General features: G+C 44.8%; 21 protein-coding genes, 4 tRNA genes, 1 pseudogene and 1 other annotated feature. Of the genes and pseudogenes, 4 read left to right on the forward strand and 22 right to left on the reverse strand.

The features are described 5' to 3' along the window. Positions 1-25: 25 nt before the first annotated feature. From Q4E64_RS02360 to Q4E64_RS02425, 14 genes are all read right to left on the reverse strand, one after another. Positions 26-102 (reverse strand) — tRNA-Met (locus Q4E64_RS02360). Positions 103-110: 8 nt separating this feature from the next. Continuing rightward, positions 111-186: transfer RNA gene (locus Q4E64_RS02365), tRNA-Thr, on the reverse strand. Between the two features lie 6 nt (positions 187-192). After that, positions 193-268, reverse strand: a tRNA-Met gene (locus Q4E64_RS02370). Between the two features lie 9 nt (positions 269-277). Continuing rightward, positions 278-362, reverse strand: a tRNA-Tyr gene (locus Q4E64_RS02375). A gap of 70 nt (positions 363-432) precedes the next feature. Continuing rightward, on the reverse strand, positions 433-1218 hold the full coding sequence (locus Q4E64_RS02380) for an RNA methyltransferase (protein WP_303166061.1): 786 nt from the start codon (positions 1216-1218) through the stop codon (positions 433-435). Further along, positions 1218-1880, reverse strand: coding sequence for a TrkA family potassium uptake protein (locus tag Q4E64_RS02385; RefSeq protein ID WP_303166062.1), 663 nt, complete (start codon positions 1878-1880; stop codon positions 1218-1220). Before Q4E64_RS02385 ends, Q4E64_RS02380 begins: the two co-directional genes overlap by 1 nt. A gap of 12 nt (positions 1881-1892) precedes the next feature. Next, positions 1893-3236: a TrkH family potassium uptake protein gene (locus Q4E64_RS02390; protein WP_303166264.1), complete on the reverse strand. Its 1344-nt coding sequence runs from the start codon at positions 3234-3236 to the stop codon at positions 1893-1895. A 104-nt stretch (positions 3237-3340) separates the two neighbouring features. Beyond that, entirely contained in the window at positions 3341-4267 is a 927-nt protein-coding gene (locus tag Q4E64_RS02395) for an AEC family transporter (RefSeq protein ID WP_303166063.1), read from the reverse strand. 245 nt (positions 4268-4512) lie between these two features. Further along, a complete protein-coding gene (gene rplT, locus Q4E64_RS02400; RefSeq protein ID WP_293729795.1) occupies positions 4513-4866 on the reverse strand; it encodes a 50S ribosomal protein L20 in 354 nt (117 codons plus the stop codon). A 27-nt stretch (positions 4867-4893) separates the two neighbouring features. After that, positions 4894-5091: a 50S ribosomal protein L35 gene (rpmI, locus tag Q4E64_RS02405; RefSeq protein ID WP_009145115.1), complete on the reverse strand. Its 198-nt coding sequence runs from the start codon at positions 5089-5091 to the stop codon at positions 4894-4896. A 17-nt stretch (positions 5092-5108) separates the two neighbouring features. Continuing rightward, positions 5109-5612 (reverse strand): translation initiation factor IF-3, encoded by a 504-nt coding sequence (gene infC / locus Q4E64_RS02410; protein WP_293729796.1) that lies wholly within the window; start codon positions 5610-5612, stop codon positions 5109-5111. A gap of 54 nt (positions 5613-5666) precedes the next feature. Then, positions 5667-5771: a sequence feature (ribosomal protein L20 leader region), on the reverse strand. A gap of 45 nt (positions 5772-5816) precedes the next feature. Further along, a complete protein-coding gene (locus Q4E64_RS02415; protein ID WP_303166064.1) occupies positions 5817-6302 on the reverse strand; it encodes a ferritin in 486 nt (161 codons plus the stop codon). Between the two features lie 127 nt (positions 6303-6429). Beyond that, entirely contained in the window at positions 6430-7371 is a 942-nt protein-coding gene (locus tag Q4E64_RS02420; protein WP_303166066.1) for a glycosyltransferase family 2 protein, read from the reverse strand. Between the two features lie 14 nt (positions 7372-7385). After that, positions 7386-8858, reverse strand: coding sequence for a glucosyltransferase domain-containing protein (locus Q4E64_RS02425; protein ID WP_303166067.1), 1473 nt, complete (start codon positions 8856-8858; stop codon positions 7386-7388). 100 nt (positions 8859-8958) lie between these two features. Between Q4E64_RS02425 and Q4E64_RS02430 the strand changes: the two genes are divergently transcribed. Beyond that, positions 8959-9159, forward strand: coding sequence for a helix-turn-helix domain-containing protein (locus Q4E64_RS02430; RefSeq protein WP_303166069.1), 201 nt, complete (start codon positions 8959-8961; stop codon positions 9157-9159). A gap of 76 nt (positions 9160-9235) precedes the next feature. Here the strand turns inward: Q4E64_RS02430 and Q4E64_RS02435 are convergent, their stop codons facing one another. The 8 genes and pseudogenes from Q4E64_RS02435 to Q4E64_RS02470 all read right to left on the reverse strand — a co-directional run bounded on the left by Q4E64_RS02435 (position 9236) and on the right by Q4E64_RS02470 (position 12578). Beyond that, the gene (locus Q4E64_RS02435) at positions 9236-9544 is read right to left on the reverse strand and encodes a His/Gly/Thr/Pro-type tRNA ligase C-terminal domain-containing protein (RefSeq protein WP_303166070.1); all 309 of its coding nucleotides are present in this window, start codon (positions 9542-9544) and stop codon (positions 9236-9238) included. A gap of 132 nt (positions 9545-9676) precedes the next feature. Continuing rightward, positions 9677-9802 (reverse strand): annotated as a pseudogene (locus Q4E64_RS02440) (cytidylate kinase family protein); the annotation flags it as partial. Positions 9803-9882: 80 nt separating this feature from the next. Continuing rightward, positions 9883-10059: a hypothetical protein gene (locus Q4E64_RS02445; RefSeq protein ID WP_303166072.1), complete on the reverse strand. Its 177-nt coding sequence runs from the start codon at positions 10057-10059 to the stop codon at positions 9883-9885. Positions 10060-10207: 148 nt separating this feature from the next. Beyond that, a complete protein-coding gene (locus Q4E64_RS02450; protein WP_303166073.1) occupies positions 10208-10534 on the reverse strand; it encodes a branched-chain amino acid transporter permease in 327 nt (108 codons plus the stop codon). Next, complete coding sequence (azlC, locus tag Q4E64_RS02455) at positions 10531-11244, reverse strand: azaleucine resistance protein AzlC (RefSeq protein WP_368501492.1); 714 nt, start codon at positions 11242-11244, stop codon at positions 10531-10533. The genes Q4E64_RS02450 and azlC overlap by 4 nt, the downstream gene beginning before the upstream one ends. A gap of 80 nt (positions 11245-11324) precedes the next feature. Beyond that, entirely contained in the window at positions 11325-11741 is a 417-nt protein-coding gene (locus tag Q4E64_RS02460; RefSeq protein WP_303166075.1) for an RNHCP domain-containing protein, read from the reverse strand. Beyond that, complete coding sequence (locus Q4E64_RS02465; RefSeq protein WP_303166076.1) at positions 11725-12123, reverse strand: RNHCP domain-containing protein; 399 nt, start codon at positions 12121-12123, stop codon at positions 11725-11727. Before Q4E64_RS02465 ends, Q4E64_RS02460 begins: the two co-directional genes overlap by 17 nt. Before the next feature lie 23 nt (positions 12124-12146). Further along, positions 12147-12578 (reverse strand): MarR family winged helix-turn-helix transcriptional regulator, encoded by a 432-nt coding sequence (locus Q4E64_RS02470; RefSeq protein ID WP_303166077.1) that lies wholly within the window; start codon positions 12576-12578, stop codon positions 12147-12149. 250 nt (positions 12579-12828) lie between these two features. Between Q4E64_RS02470 and Q4E64_RS02475 the strand changes: the two genes are divergently transcribed. The 3 genes from Q4E64_RS02475 (at position 12829) to Q4E64_RS02485 (ending at position 15477) form a co-directional block, all read left to right on the forward strand. Next, positions 12829-13239 carry a TIGR04076 family protein gene (locus Q4E64_RS02475; protein ID WP_303166078.1) on the forward strand — a complete coding sequence of 137 codons (411 nt, stop codon included), beginning with the start codon at positions 12829-12831 and terminating at the stop codon, positions 13237-13239. A 34-nt stretch (positions 13240-13273) separates the two neighbouring features. Next, positions 13274-14092 carry a MerR family transcriptional regulator gene (locus tag Q4E64_RS02480; protein WP_303166080.1) on the forward strand — a complete coding sequence of 273 codons (819 nt, stop codon included), beginning with the start codon at positions 13274-13276 and terminating at the stop codon, positions 14090-14092. A gap of 74 nt (positions 14093-14166) precedes the next feature. Next, positions 14167-15477 (forward strand): MATE family efflux transporter, encoded by a 1311-nt coding sequence (locus Q4E64_RS02485; protein ID WP_303166081.1) that lies wholly within the window; start codon positions 14167-14169, stop codon positions 15475-15477. Positions 15478-15499 lie beyond the last annotated feature (22 nt).

Raw genomic sequence — 15499 nt, forward strand, 5'->3', positions numbered from 1 at the left:
TTCTTCAGGAGCCTTGCTTTCTTTTTGGTGGCGGCGCACGGATTCGAACCGCGGACACTGCGGGTATGAACCGCATGCTCTAGCCAACTGAGCTACGCCGCCGTAAAATATGGAGCTGATGACCAGGATTGAACTGGTGACCTTATCCTTACCAAGGATACGCTCTGCCGACTGAGCTACATCAGCATGTTTTGGTTGCGGGGGGCGGACTTGAACCACCGACCTTCGGGTTATGAGCCCGACGAGCTACCAACTGCTCCACCCCGCGATGAAATGTTGGTGGAGAGGGTTGGATTCGAACCAACGAAGCGAAACGCGGCAGATTTACAGTCTGCTCCCTTTAACCACTCGGGAACCTCTCCATAGTCAACAAAGATATTATATTACAACCTTCCAGCTTTGTCAAGAATTTCCCGTATTCCGTAAAAATATTTAGCTCATTTGCCTGCGCAACGCTTCAAACATCACAATTCCGGCGGCCATAGCCACATTCAGCGATTCGGCTCGCCCCTGCATGGGAATGTACACACGCTTATCCGCCGCAGCCAAAAGCCCTGCGCTGACGCCGTTGGCCTCGTTGCCCATGACGAAAGCCAAGCGACCGCTTAAATCAGCCTTGTACAAATTATCTGCTCCATCCAGGCAGGTCACCAACAACTGATAGCCAGCCCTGCGCACGCCGCTGACCAGCTCCTCCTCGCTCACGCCAGCCAGCACCGGCAAATGAAACAGTGAGCCCATGGAGGAACGCACGGCTTTCGGAGCGTAAATATCGGCGCAGCCCTTCAGCAATATTACGCCGCCAATCCCTGCAGCGTCGGCTGTACGCAGCATGGTTCCCAAATTGCCTGGGTCTCCCACTCTGTCCAAAACCAGCAGCAGCTTGCCGCTGGCCACCAGCTGCTCCAAGGCAGGGCTCTGCATAGCGCAGACCGCAATAATCCCCTGGGGCGTTTCCGTGTCGGCAATTTTTTTCATCACGCCGTCGCTGACGCAATACAGCTTAATTTGCCGCGCCGCCGCGCGCTCCAGTACAGCACGTGTTCTATCGTCCTCTATAGCCGTATAAAAAACGCTCTGCGCCGTCCGCGCCGCTACCGCTTCCTCCACAGTCCGCAGGCCCTCGGCTAAAAACAAGCCCTGCTGCTGGCGGTATTTCTTCTGCTTTAATTCAGCAGCCGCTTTCACCAGCGGATTATGTATGCCCGTCAAATCCATTAAAATTCTACTCCCATTCTTTTTACACCCTCGTGCGTGCCTAAGATAATCAGCTCGTCGCCTGCCAAAAAAGCTTCCTGCGCCGCAGGGTTGACCATGGTTTTATTACCTCGCTTAATCGCCACTACGTTGACGTTATACCGACGACGTAAATCGGCCTCGATAAGATTCTTCCCCACCAGCTCCTTCGGCAGCTGCAGGCTGATAACGCTGATTTCTTTAGAAAGCTCGATATAATCCATAACTCCGCTGGAAATAAGATTATGAGCGACACGCTTGCCCATATCCTTTTCGGCGTAAACCACCTTATCTGCGCCTATCTTGCCCAGCATAGCGCCGTGCAGCTCGTTGATCGCCTTGGAAATTACCCGCGGCACCCCCAGTTCCTTCAGCAGCATGGTACACATCATATTGCATTCCAAATTGCCGATGCCCACTACTGCCACATCCACGTCGTTAATCGCCAATGCCTGCAAGGTTTTGCGGTCGGAAGCGTCGCCGCACACTGCATAGGTCAGCTGGCTGCTTAAATTCTGCACTAAATTTTCGTCGCTGTCCACTGCGAAAACGTCGTAGCCCATTTCCTGCAGCGTCGTCGCTACGCTGGTGCCAAAAGCGCCCAAACCGGCTACTAAAAATTGCTTATGCTTACCGTCTCTCATGCTTTTACCTCTTTAACCAATCAGGATATTTTCTGTCGGATACCGCAGTCTGTCAGTTTTTTTATTAAAGAAAGACATACTAAAGGTCAGTATGCCGATACGGCCGATAAACATGGTCAAAATTAAGACCAGCTTGCACCAGCCGTTCCACTGAGGCGTAATACCTACGCCCATGCCAACGGTACCCATGGCCGAAAAGACCTCAAACAAAACAAACCGCAGCGGCTGTCCCTTATCGTCCAACACCAGCAGCAAAAAGGTCGCCGTTGCTACCCACAGCACCGCCAGCACAAAAACGCTGGTGCTTTTATTGATAACCGCGCTGTCCAAGCGCCGCCTGAACAGCACAACATCCTTTTTACCCCGCAGCAGGGCAAAGGTAGACGCCATCAGCACGGCAAAGGTCGTAGTTTTGATACCGCCGCCGGTAGAGGTAGACGACGCGCCGATAAACATCAGCGCCATCATAATAAACAGCGTCCCCTGTCCCACCGACGCAATATCTATAGTATTAAAGCCCGCAGTACGCAAAGAAACCGACTGAAATAAAGCAGCCAACAGCTGCTGCCCTGCACTCAACTCTCCAACAGTAGCGTTATTACCGCGTTCCAGCAGCCAAATCAGCAGCGTGCCGCCAAGAAGCAGCAAGCCGTTAACGCTGAGTACGATTTTCGTATGCAAAGTAAATTTACGCCAGCAGCGTTTAGCCAGCACATCCTCTATAACCGTAAAGCCAATGCCGCCAACGGTAATCAAAACGATAAAGCACAAATTAACCGCTATATCGTCCCGCAGGCTGACGAAGCTGGCAAAATGCCCCATCAGGTCAAAGCCCGCGTTGCAAAAAGCGCTGACGGCATGCCAATAACCCCAGTAAAAGGCCTTCGCCCCCATGTCCTTATAAAAATACACGGCCAGCAAAGTGCCGAAGGCAGCCTCCATCAGCAAGGTGTAGCGCACAATGTTTTTCGTAATATGCAGTACGCCGCCGGGCTCATCCTGATTCAGCGATTCCTGAATCAGCAGCCGCTGCCTGATATTGATGCGCTTGCCCAGCCCCATGCTCAGCAGACTGGTAATGGTCATAATACCCAGGCCGCCGATTTGAATAAGCACAATCAGCACCAGCTGTCCGAACAGCGTCAAATCGCGCCCAGTATCCAGCACGGCCAGACCCGTAACACAGGAAGCGGAGGTTGCCGTAAACAGCGCGTCCAGCACAGGCCGCCACTGGCCGTTTGTGTTGGCCCAGGGCAGCATCAAAAGCAGCGTGCCTAAGCCTATCAGCAGCGCAAAGGACAGAGCCACCAGCATACTGCGGTTGATGCCCAGAACATAGCGCAGCAAAGCCTTCATCTGTTTCACCAACTCCTTTAGCGACAGCTTTCAGCTTCCCATCATATTGCTTACATTATACTAGGACGGCCTGTAAGCGTCAAATTACATTATTTGCCTAAGTGTCAGGCGTGGATAAATATAAAGAAAGCCGTAAAAAGCGCTACGCTGATAACGATAGTCAACGAATTAAACAGGCTGGCCAGCTGCACATTGCTTCCCAGTTTTTCCATAAATATGGGGCCTATAATGGTGCAGGGAGCCATAACAGCCAAAGCCAGCACATAATTGACCTCTGCCGCAAAGGGCGCGAAATACAAGCAGGCTGCAGCCAAGGCCAGACTGACACCGTAGCGCCACACGAACAGTTCCTTAATATAGCACAGGGATTTTTTATCCAGCTTAATTTCAAACATCATGCCAATCATCAGCATGCTTAAAAACGGATTGGCGGCTCCCACCAGCTGCGTAAAGGTATACACAGGCGCAGGGAAGCGGATGCCCAACAGCGACAGCGCCAGCATAATATTATAAATCATAAAGGGCGCCGAATGCAGCAGCTTATCCGCAATACTGCGCAGGCTGAAATTATCCTTATGGCCGTCGGCATAGCCGATGCAGGAAGCGGTCAAAGCGTAGGTCAGACCAGTACACATAATAGAATTGCCCACGTCGAACATGCAAATGGCAATAACGGCGAAGGGGCTCAAAAAGGCCTGCACAAAAGGCATGGAAAAGCAGCCGATATTATAGCCTGCCAGGCTGAAAATATAAAAAATTTTAGCCGCAGGCGTTTCTCGCCGCGTCAGCAGCAGCGCCGCCAGCATCATCGCCACATTCATTATCAAGCCTAAAAAGACAGCGATAATCAGCGAATAGTCCATTTTAAAATGGGCAAAGCTGCTGATAACGGCGCAGGGCAAAGTAATATTTAAAATAATTTTTGCCACCAGCTGATAATCCTGTAGAGCAAAAACACCTTTTTTCTTAAAGACGTAGCCTATGGCAATGATTAAAATAAAGGCCGCGGCCTTACTTAAAACCTCGAGCATAATTTCCCTCAAACAGAACGTATAAAAGCCTGCCCCACACGGGAGCAGGCTTTTGGTTGTTGAAACATATATATTTACTAGAAAGTATCCAGATGCGAGGCGCGGCAACGACGGCGTATATTTAATACTTCTCGTCCTTCGGACATTAGCACGACCAACACGTTTTCACTGCGCTGCGCTTGTGATAACGTGGGTCTTTGCGTCAGTAGCCGCAACAAAGCAGATGGTGCTTTATAGAAAATATATTACAGAGCGGCTTTCGCAGCTTCCACTAACTTAGCGAAAGCAGCTGCGTCATTGATAGCCATATCAGCCAAAACCTTGCGGTCCATAGCGATACCGGCTTTGGTCAGACCGCAGATGAAGCGGCTGTAGCTCATGCCGTTAGCGCGGGTTGCAGCGTTGATACGAGCAATCCACAGACGACGGAATTCGCGTTTTTTAGCGCGGCGGTCGCGGCGAGCATAGGACAGAGCTTTCATTACCAGCTCGTTAGCTTTTTTGAATTGTTTGCTGCGAGAGCCATAGTAGCCTTTAGCTAATTTCAGAATGTGTTTATGACGACGATGAGCGGTAACGCCCACTTTAACTCTTGCCATGGTTAATATCCTCCTTTAATCTCTTGCTTATGCATACGGCAGCATTTTTGCTACGTGTTCTTTATCAGTCTTGTGAACCAGAGCTGCTTTGCGCAGGTTTCTCTTACGTGCAGGAGATTTATGTTCGAGAATGTGGCTCTTGAAGTTTTTAAAATGTTTGAATTCACCAGAAGCGGTTTTCTTAAAGCGCTTTGCAGCAGCTCTGCGGGTTTTCATTTTCGGCATAGTTATTTCCTCCTCTATTATTTAGCAGGTTTAGGCGCAACAATCATAATCATGTTTTTGCCTTCTAATTTGGGCACTCTTTCCACAACGGCAATTTCTTTAAGCTGCTGTGCCATTTTATTCAGCAGCACTTCGCCAAGCTCCGGATGGGACAGCTCACGACCGCGGAACATGATGGTAACTTTTACTTTGTCGCCATCCTCCAGGAAACGAACCGCATTCTTGTACTTGACGTTAAAGTCATGGTCCTCGATACCGGGACGCAGCTTTACTTCTTTAATGTCGAAGGTTTTTTGTTTTTTACGGGCTTCCTTTTCACGTTTTTGCTGCTCGTAGCGATACTTGCCGTAATCCATAATCCGGCACACGGGCGGCTTCGCCGTAGGAGCAATCTCAACCAGGTCCAAATGTTTTTCCACTGCAAGCTGCAGCGCAGCACGGCTGGACATAATGCCAAGCTGTTCGCCGTCTCCGGCTATAACACGCACTTCACGCGCACGAATTTCTTCATTGATACGCAAGCTTTCTTTTGCTATGACAATTCACCTCCAGGAACACGGGGTAAGCTTACTGCTTACAAAAAATAAAAGCGGGCAGAAAAATCCGCCCGCAAAAATATCATATCCAACCCTGTCGAGTAGTACCGCAAGGTGAGAAGCGGGAGGCTTCTGCTTTGTTACTCGAATATGATACCACAATGTAATGTTTGTGTCAATAATTATTTATTATTTTCTTGCGCCCAGCTGACCGTCAATAATCATCAGGCCGCCCATGTGGTCGCCGGCCATTTCCAATTTCGCCACGATATCGGAAGCGTTAGCTTCTTCCTCCACCTGCTCTGTAATGAACCATTGCAGTTCAACCTGAGCGGCGTAATCCTTTTCTGCCAAGACAACCTCGTACATTGCATGGATGCGACTGGTAACGTATTTTTCATGAGCCAAAACCTTTTTGAACAGCTCCAGCGGCGTGCCGTAATCGGCTGCGGGAGCTTCTACCGGCAGCAGCGCCGGTTTAGCGCCGCGCTCCTGCATAAATTTCAGCAGCTTCAGCGCATGCTCACGTTCTTCTTCATATTGCACATACAGCCAGTGAGCCATGCCCTTAAAATTCTTTGCTTCCATATCCATGCTCATGGCTAAATACATATAAGCGGAATAAAATTCAGCCTGAATTTGTTCATTATAAGCCTTAAAAACTTTCTCGTTCATAATTTTGGCCTCCTTCATTGAAGAAGCGTCAGCTTCTATGCTTATATTATAGCACGGAATGTGGAGAATTATTATTAAAATTTTGTGAAGAAGTTTTCCTATCTGTGAAAAAAACTTCTGCGCTTCATTATTTTTTCACAGTTGTATTATTATATTCATTAATAAAATAAAGAGGTCTGCATTTTGTTTCATTAAAAATTCTTCCAATATACTCTCCCATTATCCCTAAAAAAAGTAATTGAATCCCGCCAATAAACAAAACTACAGATATTAACGAAGGGTATCCTGCTACTGTATCTCCCCACATTAATGTCTTAAAAATCACCAAGCACATATATAAAATAGAAACCAATGATAAAACACACCCTAATAACGATGCTATTCTCAAAGGAACAATAGTAAAGCTGGTTAACCCTTCTATAGCTAAATTCATTAGCTTAAAATAATTCCATTTAGTAACGCCTGCTACCCTGGCATCTCTATCAAATAAAATTTCTTTTTTCTCAAAACCAATCCAGCTAAAAATGCCTTTAGTATAACGCTGTGATTCCCGAATCAATTTAATAGCATTTATGCATTGAGCATCAAGCAATCTAAAATCGCCTACATCCGGTTGAATTGGTATACTGCTTACTTGCTGCAGCACCTTATAGTACATATGGCTAGTCCATTTTTTCAGCCAAGTTTCTCCCGCTCTGCTTTTTCTTTTAGCGCAAACATCTTTATACCCTTTCTCCCACCAATAAATCATTTCTGGAATTAATTCTGGCGGATCTTGCAAATCGGCATCCATCACTATCATAGCATCGCTATTAATATGATCAATGCCTGCAATCATCGCAATTTCTTTGCCAAAGTTACGCGATAAATCAAGATACGATACCCTAATATCTTTGGCCCGCAAAGTCTTCATTAACGCTAAAGTTCCATCCTTACTTCCATCATTAACAAACAATATTTCAAACTCATATTGATGTATATCGTTCAAAATTCCAGTAACTCTATCATAAAATTTACCCACTACTGCCTCTTCGTTATAACATGGAACCAACAAAGTAATTTTTTTCATCAAGCACCTTCCTGTCATTTAAGTTCTACCAAAATATACTTATCGTTTGCTTTTATAGTATGATAGCAAGAATCAAATATTACAGGTATATTATCAGGTTGTTCCTTGCTCCAACCTGGCAGCTGCTGTACTCCAGGCAACGAAAAATAATGATATAGATAAAATTCGCTCCAATGCCAACCGGCACCAAGTGTCTTTGGAACCAAACGATTTAATACTTTATACTTAGCTGCCATTCTATTTACTATTGGAGATTTACCTATATTTCCTCTTAACTGCATTTTCCTTAGATGAGCATTATTTAAATCAGGCAATTTACTCAAATCGCTTAAAACAAGCTGCGTTCTAAAATCTGTGTATCTTTTTTGCTCTGCCAAAACATTGCCATATGTAAACGAAAATACTAGTAAAGCCCAGCTTAATCCCAAACAAGAAAGCTTGGCCAAAATGTTTTTATGCCAACAATTAATAGCACTCAATCCTACCAACGCAACAAAAACGCCAAATCCATACATTCCTCTAGGAGCAAATAACGGCTTCTGTAAAATTATATAGCCTCCATAGGAAAACATACCGCCGACCACTAAAAGTACGGAAGCCATCAATATTGTTTTATACTTTGGCCGAACAGAATTTATCACATAAGATACTACGAAACTAAAACATATGGTAATAAATAGAATAATCCACAATCTTACACTATCTTGCTCTAATATGGAAAAATAAGTAATTATATTTCTACTTACAATATCGAAAAAGGAATTCTTATCTGCTATATCGGTAGATACATAGGTATGTACAGGATTCATTAATATTTTTCTGAAAATAATTATGCCAATCAAAAAATTTACCCCTGAAATTATCAGGCTTTTAATACAGTCAGTAAACTTATGACCATTCCCCCATTTAAGTGCCACAACAAACATAGTGCAAAGCAAAAAAATACCTGAAGATACTTGATATGTCATGCACATGATCAACGTACCCAAAATCACCATCGTGCTATATATTTTTATTCCCTTATCCATAAACAACAATGGAAATATACTTGCTAACACCGATAAAGCCATATAAGGAGAATCAAATTTATATGACAAACACTCCAGAAAATAAGGAGATAATCCTAACGGCAAAACCGCCGCTATACTCCAATAGCAAAACCCTCTTATTGATGAAACAATATGTATCAAGAACGTACTTGCAAGTGCCATAATAATAACAGCTAATATTTGCGGCAGCGGAGAAATATCATTTAATTCACGAGTAGTATGTACAAATACAGAAAGGTATTCAGAAATAAATCTGCTGAATCCGGCCCATCCCCTATAACCAAACGCTGTACGGCCCAAATCATCAATATAATTATAATTAGCACGAATTATAGAAATCATGGATAAACCATACAAGAACAATAAAACAAAAAATGTTCTTATCTCTTTGCTGTATTTTGCGCTTATCTCTGCCAAGTTTATTTTTATGCTATTCATGCACACACCTCCAAATACCTCGCTAATTATTTTAGCGCAATTTGCGCTAAACATCAAGATTATCTTTTTCTAATTTCTATAATGTATTTAGGTGATGCGAATGTACCAACGGATAAGAGATTTACGCGAAGACAGTGATCTAACTCAAAAAGAAATGGCAGACATACTGCACTGCTCCCAACGCGTTTATAGTAATTATGAAAGAGGGGATCGTGATATTCCTACATCTATCCTCATTGCGTTGGCTAAATTCCATAATACTACGACAGATTACATTCTCGGTCTTACAAACAAAAAATAAGACTTCATCCAACTGCCCAGCAGCCGGTGAAGTCTTATTTTTTATTCGTTATAAAGGCTCAAGCCTTTGCCCAGCCTTATTCTTTCGCCTTAGAATCCACAACCTCTTTCAAAATAGCTGCAAATCGCTCAAAAGGCATAGCGCCCAAGTCGTCCTTAGCGCAATGACGTGGGGACACGGTACCGTTTTCAATGTCGCAATCGCCGACGACTAACATGTACGGAATCTTTTCCAACTGTCCTTCGCGAATCTTCTTGCCAATCTTTTCGTTGCGGGCGTCAACGCTGACGCGGTAGCCTGCTTCCTCCAGCTTGTGCGCCAAATCGTTGCAATAATCCAAAGCGCGTTCGGTTACAGGCAGGAAGCGTACTTGCTCCGGAGCCATCCAGGTCGGCAGCGCTCCGGCGTAGGTTTCGATAAAATAAGCCAGGATGCGCTCGTAGCAGCCCAGAGAAGTACGGTGAATGATGTACGGCAGCTTCTTCTAACCGTTTTCATCGACATACTACATACCTAATTTTTCTGCCAGCGCCGTAACAATTTCCCTGTCATAGTACGCCATACCAAGAGACTCTGCCAGACGCTTTCCAAGTTCCCTTTCTCCGCTGCCAAATTCCCGGCTTATCGTGATAATTTTTCTCATAATGAAATTCTCCTCGTATAATATATTCAGAAGCCAAAAAACAGCTCCCGTAAAATAACATATTTGTGTAATCGGCTTAGTCAAGCCCATGATATAATTGACTTGTCAGATGTAATGATACCGGTCACATATGCGCTCTTTTTCAGCAGGCTTTTCAGTTCTGCATGGCTTTCCGCTCCATAATGGAATCCGACAATCGGAGCGAAGCCGATGGAATAGCCCAGAAAAACGGATGTAAAAATGAAATTGCAGTACATAAGCAGAAACACCGTCCTTCCCGGCAAACTGCATCAACTGATAGTTAAACAGGATATTGACGACATTGGAAAAAATATTCGTCCTTAACTCTGAGGAACCATTTGTACAGGTTTTGATTAAAGCCTTCCCAGTTCCTTTCTTCTCGCATCAAAACAAAAACTGAACCAGCAGCATATAGCAGACCGTTCCTCCTGCTATGGAAAGAAGCATCTGCCGTTTCCAGCAGTGGAGTCCAATCACCAGCGCAATAGAAATCAATTCAGGGATTCCATGACTGCCGGAAATCAGGCTTACATTTCTTAAACAATAGATCACCAGTAATCCAAACACCGCCGCTGGCAGAACCTTGCCAAGATATTGTATGTATTTCGGCGTAGGTTTTCCAGCCGGAAATAACAGGAACGGCAGAAATCTCGTCAGCATGGTTCCAAGAATCACAAGTCCGATAGTAATAAACCTCTGCGTCATCGTCATGTTTTCTCCAACCCCTTCGTAAGCGGATTCCGAAGCAGCGTCAACACGCCAAGAATCGCGATCATGGCCGGAATAATAAAGTTTTCCGAACCGAATGCCAGCAGGCACAGAAGGGAAATTCCAAGTCCCAAGAGCGCGCTGGTATGCGTTTTTTCTTTTAACCACTGTTCCAGAAAAATCACGACAAACATCGCCGTCATTACAAATTCCAGCCCTTCTGTATTGAAATGAATCAGCGATCCGAAGATTCCGCCGAGGGTTGCCCCCGTAAACCAGTAAAGGTGGTTCAGCAGGGTAACAAAGAACATAAACCAGCCTTTGTCAACGTCTTTTGGAATTTCCGCCGTATAGTTAATGGAAAAGCTCTCATCGCACATACCAAAAATGAGATAAAAAATTTTCCATCCGCTTCCCTTGAATTTGTCCAGCATGGAAATACCATAGAACAGGTGGCGTGCGTTAATCATCAGCGTCATGGTAAACGCCTGAATAGGATTAAAAGCGCCTAGAAGCATATTTACCGCCACAAATTCCACCGAACCGGCAAAAATAGTAAAGCTCATGATCATAGGATACCAAAAGCTGAACCCTGCCGTATTCATATAAATTCCGTAAGTAAGCCCTAAAAACCAAAATCCGGCAAAGATTGGTATTGTTTTTGGGAAGGCGGCTCTCAGCGCCCTCCAGCGTATTCCTTTTTCTTCTTCCATATTAGGGTTATGGGCTTTTTCTTTCTCCCATATGTCATACAGACTTTTTATTTTTCCGAGTACCACTGTGATTTTCTCCATCATCCCTGCGTTTCCATCGAAGCGGTCATGTTCCGCACATTGATCCTTGATATGGTTTCACTCCCATACGGGCGCATGACAATCGCCATCAGCTTCATCGGGTTATCGTCAGCGGCAATCCGGTTAGAGCTTAATTTGCCGCAGATTCTGCAATGATGAATAATCGCCCATTCGCCGCTTTTGCGTACCCATACTGCAATCGGCTCCATAATCCCATGGCAGTCAGAAGCACGGTCTCCGGGCTTTTCATCTACATGGACGCTGGAAAGGCAGTTCGGGCAATGATTCCTGTGGTCGCTGCCTGCGCCGCCCGGCACCACCAGCCGTCCGCAAATTTTGCAGGTAAACGGATCAAGGCAGGGATGCTTTTTATAATACCCCTTATCATACTTTCTTCTTTTATTCTCTCTGTTCATCGTAATAGCCTCCGACATCTCCCTGTCCGCCCATCATAGCAGTCATTTCTTCCATCTTTTCAATAGGGAACGGCGGAATTGATAATGGGTTCGAGGCCAGTGATAATAGCTTGATCGGGCTGTCATCTTCAGACATGGGCGTCATCGTCAACTCCCCGCACAGACTGCACCGCTGAATAATGTTCCAACTGTCATCCGGCTTCACCCAGATACTGACAGGAAGCAGCCTTCCGCCGCACTCATAACCTTCCTCGTCCGCTTCGTGTACGCTTGCAAGGCAATTAGGGCAATGCTCCCAATCGCCGTCCGGTTCGTTTTCCGCCGGTGTCCAACCGCAGAAACGGCAGTGATATTTCTTTTCTATTTTATCGTTATCGCTCACACTAACTCCTTCTGGACAGATAATCAGAACAAAGCGTCCAGCTTCTTTTTCAGGGAATCCCGATACCGCTCTGTTAATTCCTGATACAGCCGCGCTTCGTCCTCTGTCCACTCATCAAATATTTCATCTTCAATTTTTATAATCGGGCGTGCTTTCTGATCCGCAATCTCTTTTCCCACATCGGTAAGGCAAACAATCGTATTGCACCCCGGCCCTTGTTCCAGATAGACGACTCCTTCCTTCTCCAGCTTGCGTATGGAGGAATTGATCGTCTTTCTGCTGATTCCTGTCTGCTTATAAATCTCGCTTTGCAGGCAGCGGTCTCCACTTTCACAAATGACATATAAAATACTCTGTGCGCTGTTTGAAATGCCCATACGCATAGCCGCATCGTGATAAATGGAGTTAATCTCATTCATTACGCAATTATACCTTTTCACTTTCTGGTGGTTCATACATCACCCCTCCTTGTCTGCTTTCGGACACATTGCATTGTATCTGATTTCGGACACATTGTCAAGAGGAAGATATCATTTTTATCCAGAATGATGCAGGCAACTACATTTTAACTTCCCACAGCAATTCCGGTTATTTGCATTTGAGAGGCAGGACGTCAATCCTGAAAACTCTTTATTTCCACACGCTCGGAACTGTGGTAGAATACAAATAACGGAATGACATATCAGAACTTGGAGGTAATTACATATGCAGCACGAATGCAAAATCACTGTTTTAGAAACAAAAGTGTTTCTGGAACTTCAAGAAAAATATCTTGCAGATCCAAAATCTGGCCCTTGCCCCTGCTTCAAAGTCGGAGATACCTTTATATTGAAAAGGACAAGCGAACGAGATGATTTTTATCATCTGATGAATGGAAAATTCTGCGGAGAAGCTTGGGATGCCATTAGCAGATATGTTTACACTGCCTTACAGGGAGGCTCGATTATGCACAAGTGGACAAATGATGAACGCATGATGATTGCCTGTTGCAACGACGGCACAAGACCTGTCATTTTCAAAATCGAAAGAATTGATATTCCCGAAAACGAAGAAGAAAAGCAATGGCTAGAAAAGCAGAATTTCACAAACACAGCTTTTGATGCTTATACTGGATAACTTACAATTCATTGAGCAGACAAGGTTGAGGAACATGGATAATGGATATCAGATTGGCGAAGTAAGTAAAATAACCGGAATATCAAAGGACACTTTGCATTTTTATATTAAGTCCGGCCTTATAACGCCGGATTATATTGATCCGCAAAATCATTACAGCTATTTTTCCCGTTGGAATATGTATCAGTTGGACATTATTACAACCTGCCGCCGCCTTGACATTTCGTTGGAAAAAATAAAGCAGATTCTTTCCTTTCGCGACAACGACAAGGTCGTTGCCCTTCTTATGGAATACCAGCAGGAAGCCTTACGCCTAAGCCGATACTATCAAAAGGTCGCTGAAGATATTGACTGGTACGAGAGAGAAAACGAGTACATCAAGCTAAAATCTCAGGACAGCTCTGTTCGCTTAGAACATCGGGAAGCAGAAATTGTCATCGTTGGAAGCCATACCAGAGAAGATGCCTCTTATCATGCTAATCTTCAGGAAGTGCTGAAAGAGGAAATGCGAAATAAGCATTTTATCCGCCGCACCTACGGATATTTTCTGGACGTTGAGCGCGCTATCCAAAATAAGCTGTTGAAACGGCGGGAGTATGTAAAATTACCGGATGCGAACTATTCCGGCATTCAGTCTAAACATCTTTATCGGCTTCCCAGCGGGGATTATGCTGTTTTAACCGCTTGTATACGAGATGAAGAAACAGATTTATCGCCGTTGCTGTCCTGGCTGAAAGCGAATGGCTTGACGACAGATTTTATTGTCGCCGAAGAACTTGGTTTTCAGCTTTTCAAATATATTCATCAGTATTACTGCGAAATCAGAGCGCATTTAATAAAAAATCCTCGTTAAAAAACGTCTTGACCATGTAGTTACTCCACGCATTATAATTTGTTGCAAGCATATAGTACCAAGGAGTGACAAACATGGACATGACGCAAACCCCAATCCAACGGCTTATTCTAAAACTGTCCCCACCCGTTATGCTAGCCCTGCTAATTCAATCCGTCTACAACATTGTAGATAGTTTTTTTATTGCCCAATACTCGAATGAAGGGCTGACCGCACTTTCTATCGTTTACCCAGTGCAGCTTCTTATGACGGCCTTGGCGACAGGAACAGGAGCCGGAGTAAATTTGTTGATCTCCAGAATGGACGGGCAGGGAGAAACAGAAAAACAGCCCGGAGTTGTAACCTGCGGTCTTGTTCTGGCGTTGACCCATTATGTGCTGTTTGCCGTTTTGGAGTTTTTTCTGGCCACACCCTACTTTCGTCTATCTTCTACGAATGAAATCGTCAACACGCAGGGAGTAATCTACACAAACATTGTGTTCGCCGGTTCTCTTGGTATTTTTATAGAGTCAATCTGCACAAAAATCTTGCAAGCCATGGGAAACATGACGCTTCCCATGGCGGCGCAGGTTATGGGAGCGGTTATCAATATTATTCTTGACCCCATTTTAATTTTCGGCCTGTTTGGCGCGCCTTGCCTGGGTATTACCGGAGCCGCTATCGCAACCGTTATGGGACAATGGCTGGCCATGATTATAACATTTATCGCTGTCCGACGGATATACCCGCAGTATGGCCAATGGAATAAAAGTACCTGCTTGCAAATTTATCAGGATGGAAGCGGTTCCATTGTAACGCAATCTCTTTATACGCTGTATATTGTCGGACTAAATATGATACTGGCGCTTTTTTCAGAAGATGCTGTAACAGTACTCGGTATTTACTATAAAATCCAGTCATTTTTCTTTATCCCATTATTGGGTTTGCAACAAGTACTGCTTCCAGTAATCAGTCATAATTTTGGCGCAGGCCAAGAGCAGCGTATCCGGCAGACAGTTAAATTCGCCGCCATACTCTCCACCGGATTGATGTTAGCCGCCTCCTTGGTGTTTTTGTTATTTCCACGAGCCCTGCTCGCTATATTTTCCAGCAAAAATGAATTATTGCAGATAGGAGAATATGCGTTTCGGGTAATTTCCCTAAGCTTTATCCCGGCAGGTATTACTATCGTTGTAACCTCTCACCTGCAAGGCATTGCAAAAATAAGGCCTAGTGTTTTCCTTATTGTTTTGCGGCAAGTTATCTTACTGGTGCCGCTGGCATGGGTCCTGCATTTTGCGGGGTTGAAAGCAGTCTGGTGGACTTTTCCTCTAACAGAACTGATTGTGGCAACCCTCTGTATCATTTTTGAAAAGAGCAAAATCTGCCAAATTGAAATAAAGTAACTATTGCTTTCCAAATTTACAA

It is taken from the genome of Phascolarctobacterium sp., from assembly GCF_030531065.1.
Classification (GTDB): domain Bacteria; phylum Bacillota; class Negativicutes; order Acidaminococcales; family Acidaminococcaceae; genus Phascolarctobacterium_A.

What these genes read in the sequence shown, in the direction of transcription:
- Q4E64_RS02420 (WP_303166066.1), bottom strand. Translation starts at nt 7,371, where the DNA reads ATGAAAAAAATTACTTTGTTGGTTCCATGTTATAACGAAGAGGCAGTA.
- rplT (WP_293729795.1), bottom strand. Translation starts at nt 4,866, where the DNA reads ATGGCAAGAGTTAAAGTGGGCGTTACCGCTCATCGTCGTCATAAACAC.
- Q4E64_RS02385 (WP_303166062.1), bottom strand. Translation starts at nt 1,880, where the DNA reads ATGAGAGACGGTAAGCATAAGCAATTTTTAGTAGCCGGTTTGGGCGCT.
- Q4E64_RS02475 (WP_303166078.1), top strand. Translation starts at nt 12,829, where the DNA reads ATGCAGCACGAATGCAAAATCACTGTTTTAGAAACAAAAGTGTTTCTG.
- Q4E64_RS02445 (WP_303166072.1), bottom strand. Translation starts at nt 10,059, where the DNA reads ATGTACTGCAATTTCATTTTTACATCCGTTTTTCTGGGCTATTCCATC.
- rpmI (WP_009145115.1), bottom strand. Translation starts at nt 5,091, where the DNA reads ATGCCGAAAATGAAAACCCGCAGAGCTGCTGCAAAGCGCTTTAAGAAA.
- Q4E64_RS02415 (WP_303166064.1), bottom strand. Translation starts at nt 6,302, where the DNA reads ATGAACGAGAAAGTTTTTAAGGCTTATAATGAACAAATTCAGGCTGAA.
- Q4E64_RS02395 (WP_303166063.1), bottom strand. Translation starts at nt 4,267, where the DNA reads ATGCTCGAGGTTTTAAGTAAGGCCGCGGCCTTTATTTTAATCATTGCC.
- Q4E64_RS02450 (WP_303166073.1), bottom strand. Translation starts at nt 10,534, where the DNA reads ATGACGATGACGCAGAGGTTTATTACTATCGGACTTGTGATTCTTGGA.
- azlC (WP_368501492.1), bottom strand. Translation starts at nt 11,244, where the DNA reads ATGGAAGAAGAAAAAGGAATACGCTGGAGGGCGCTGAGAGCCGCCTTC.
- Q4E64_RS02430 (WP_303166069.1), top strand. Translation starts at nt 8,959, where the DNA reads ATGTACCAACGGATAAGAGATTTACGCGAAGACAGTGATCTAACTCAA.
- Q4E64_RS02470 (WP_303166077.1), bottom strand. Translation starts at nt 12,578, where the DNA reads ATGAACCACCAGAAAGTGAAAAGGTATAATTGCGTAATGAATGAGATT.
- Q4E64_RS02485 (WP_303166081.1), top strand. Translation starts at nt 14,167, where the DNA reads ATGGACATGACGCAAACCCCAATCCAACGGCTTATTCTAAAACTGTCC.
- Q4E64_RS02425 (WP_303166067.1), bottom strand. Translation starts at nt 8,858, where the DNA reads ATGAATAGCATAAAAATAAACTTGGCAGAGATAAGCGCAAAATACAGC.
- Q4E64_RS02460 (WP_303166075.1), bottom strand. Translation starts at nt 11,741, where the DNA reads ATGAACAGAGAGAATAAAAGAAGAAAGTATGATAAGGGGTATTATAAA.
- Q4E64_RS02380 (WP_303166061.1), bottom strand. Translation starts at nt 1,218, where the DNA reads ATGGATTTGACGGGCATACATAATCCGCTGGTGAAAGCGGCTGCTGAA.
- Q4E64_RS02390 (WP_303166264.1), bottom strand. Translation starts at nt 3,236, where the DNA reads ATGAAGGCTTTGCTGCGCTATGTTCTGGGCATCAACCGCAGTATGCTG.
- Q4E64_RS02480 (WP_303166080.1), top strand. Translation starts at nt 13,274, where the DNA reads ATGGATAATGGATATCAGATTGGCGAAGTAAGTAAAATAACCGGAATA.
- Q4E64_RS02435 (WP_303166070.1), bottom strand. Translation starts at nt 9,544, where the DNA reads ATGGCTCCGGAGCAAGTACGCTTCCTGCCTGTAACCGAACGCGCTTTG.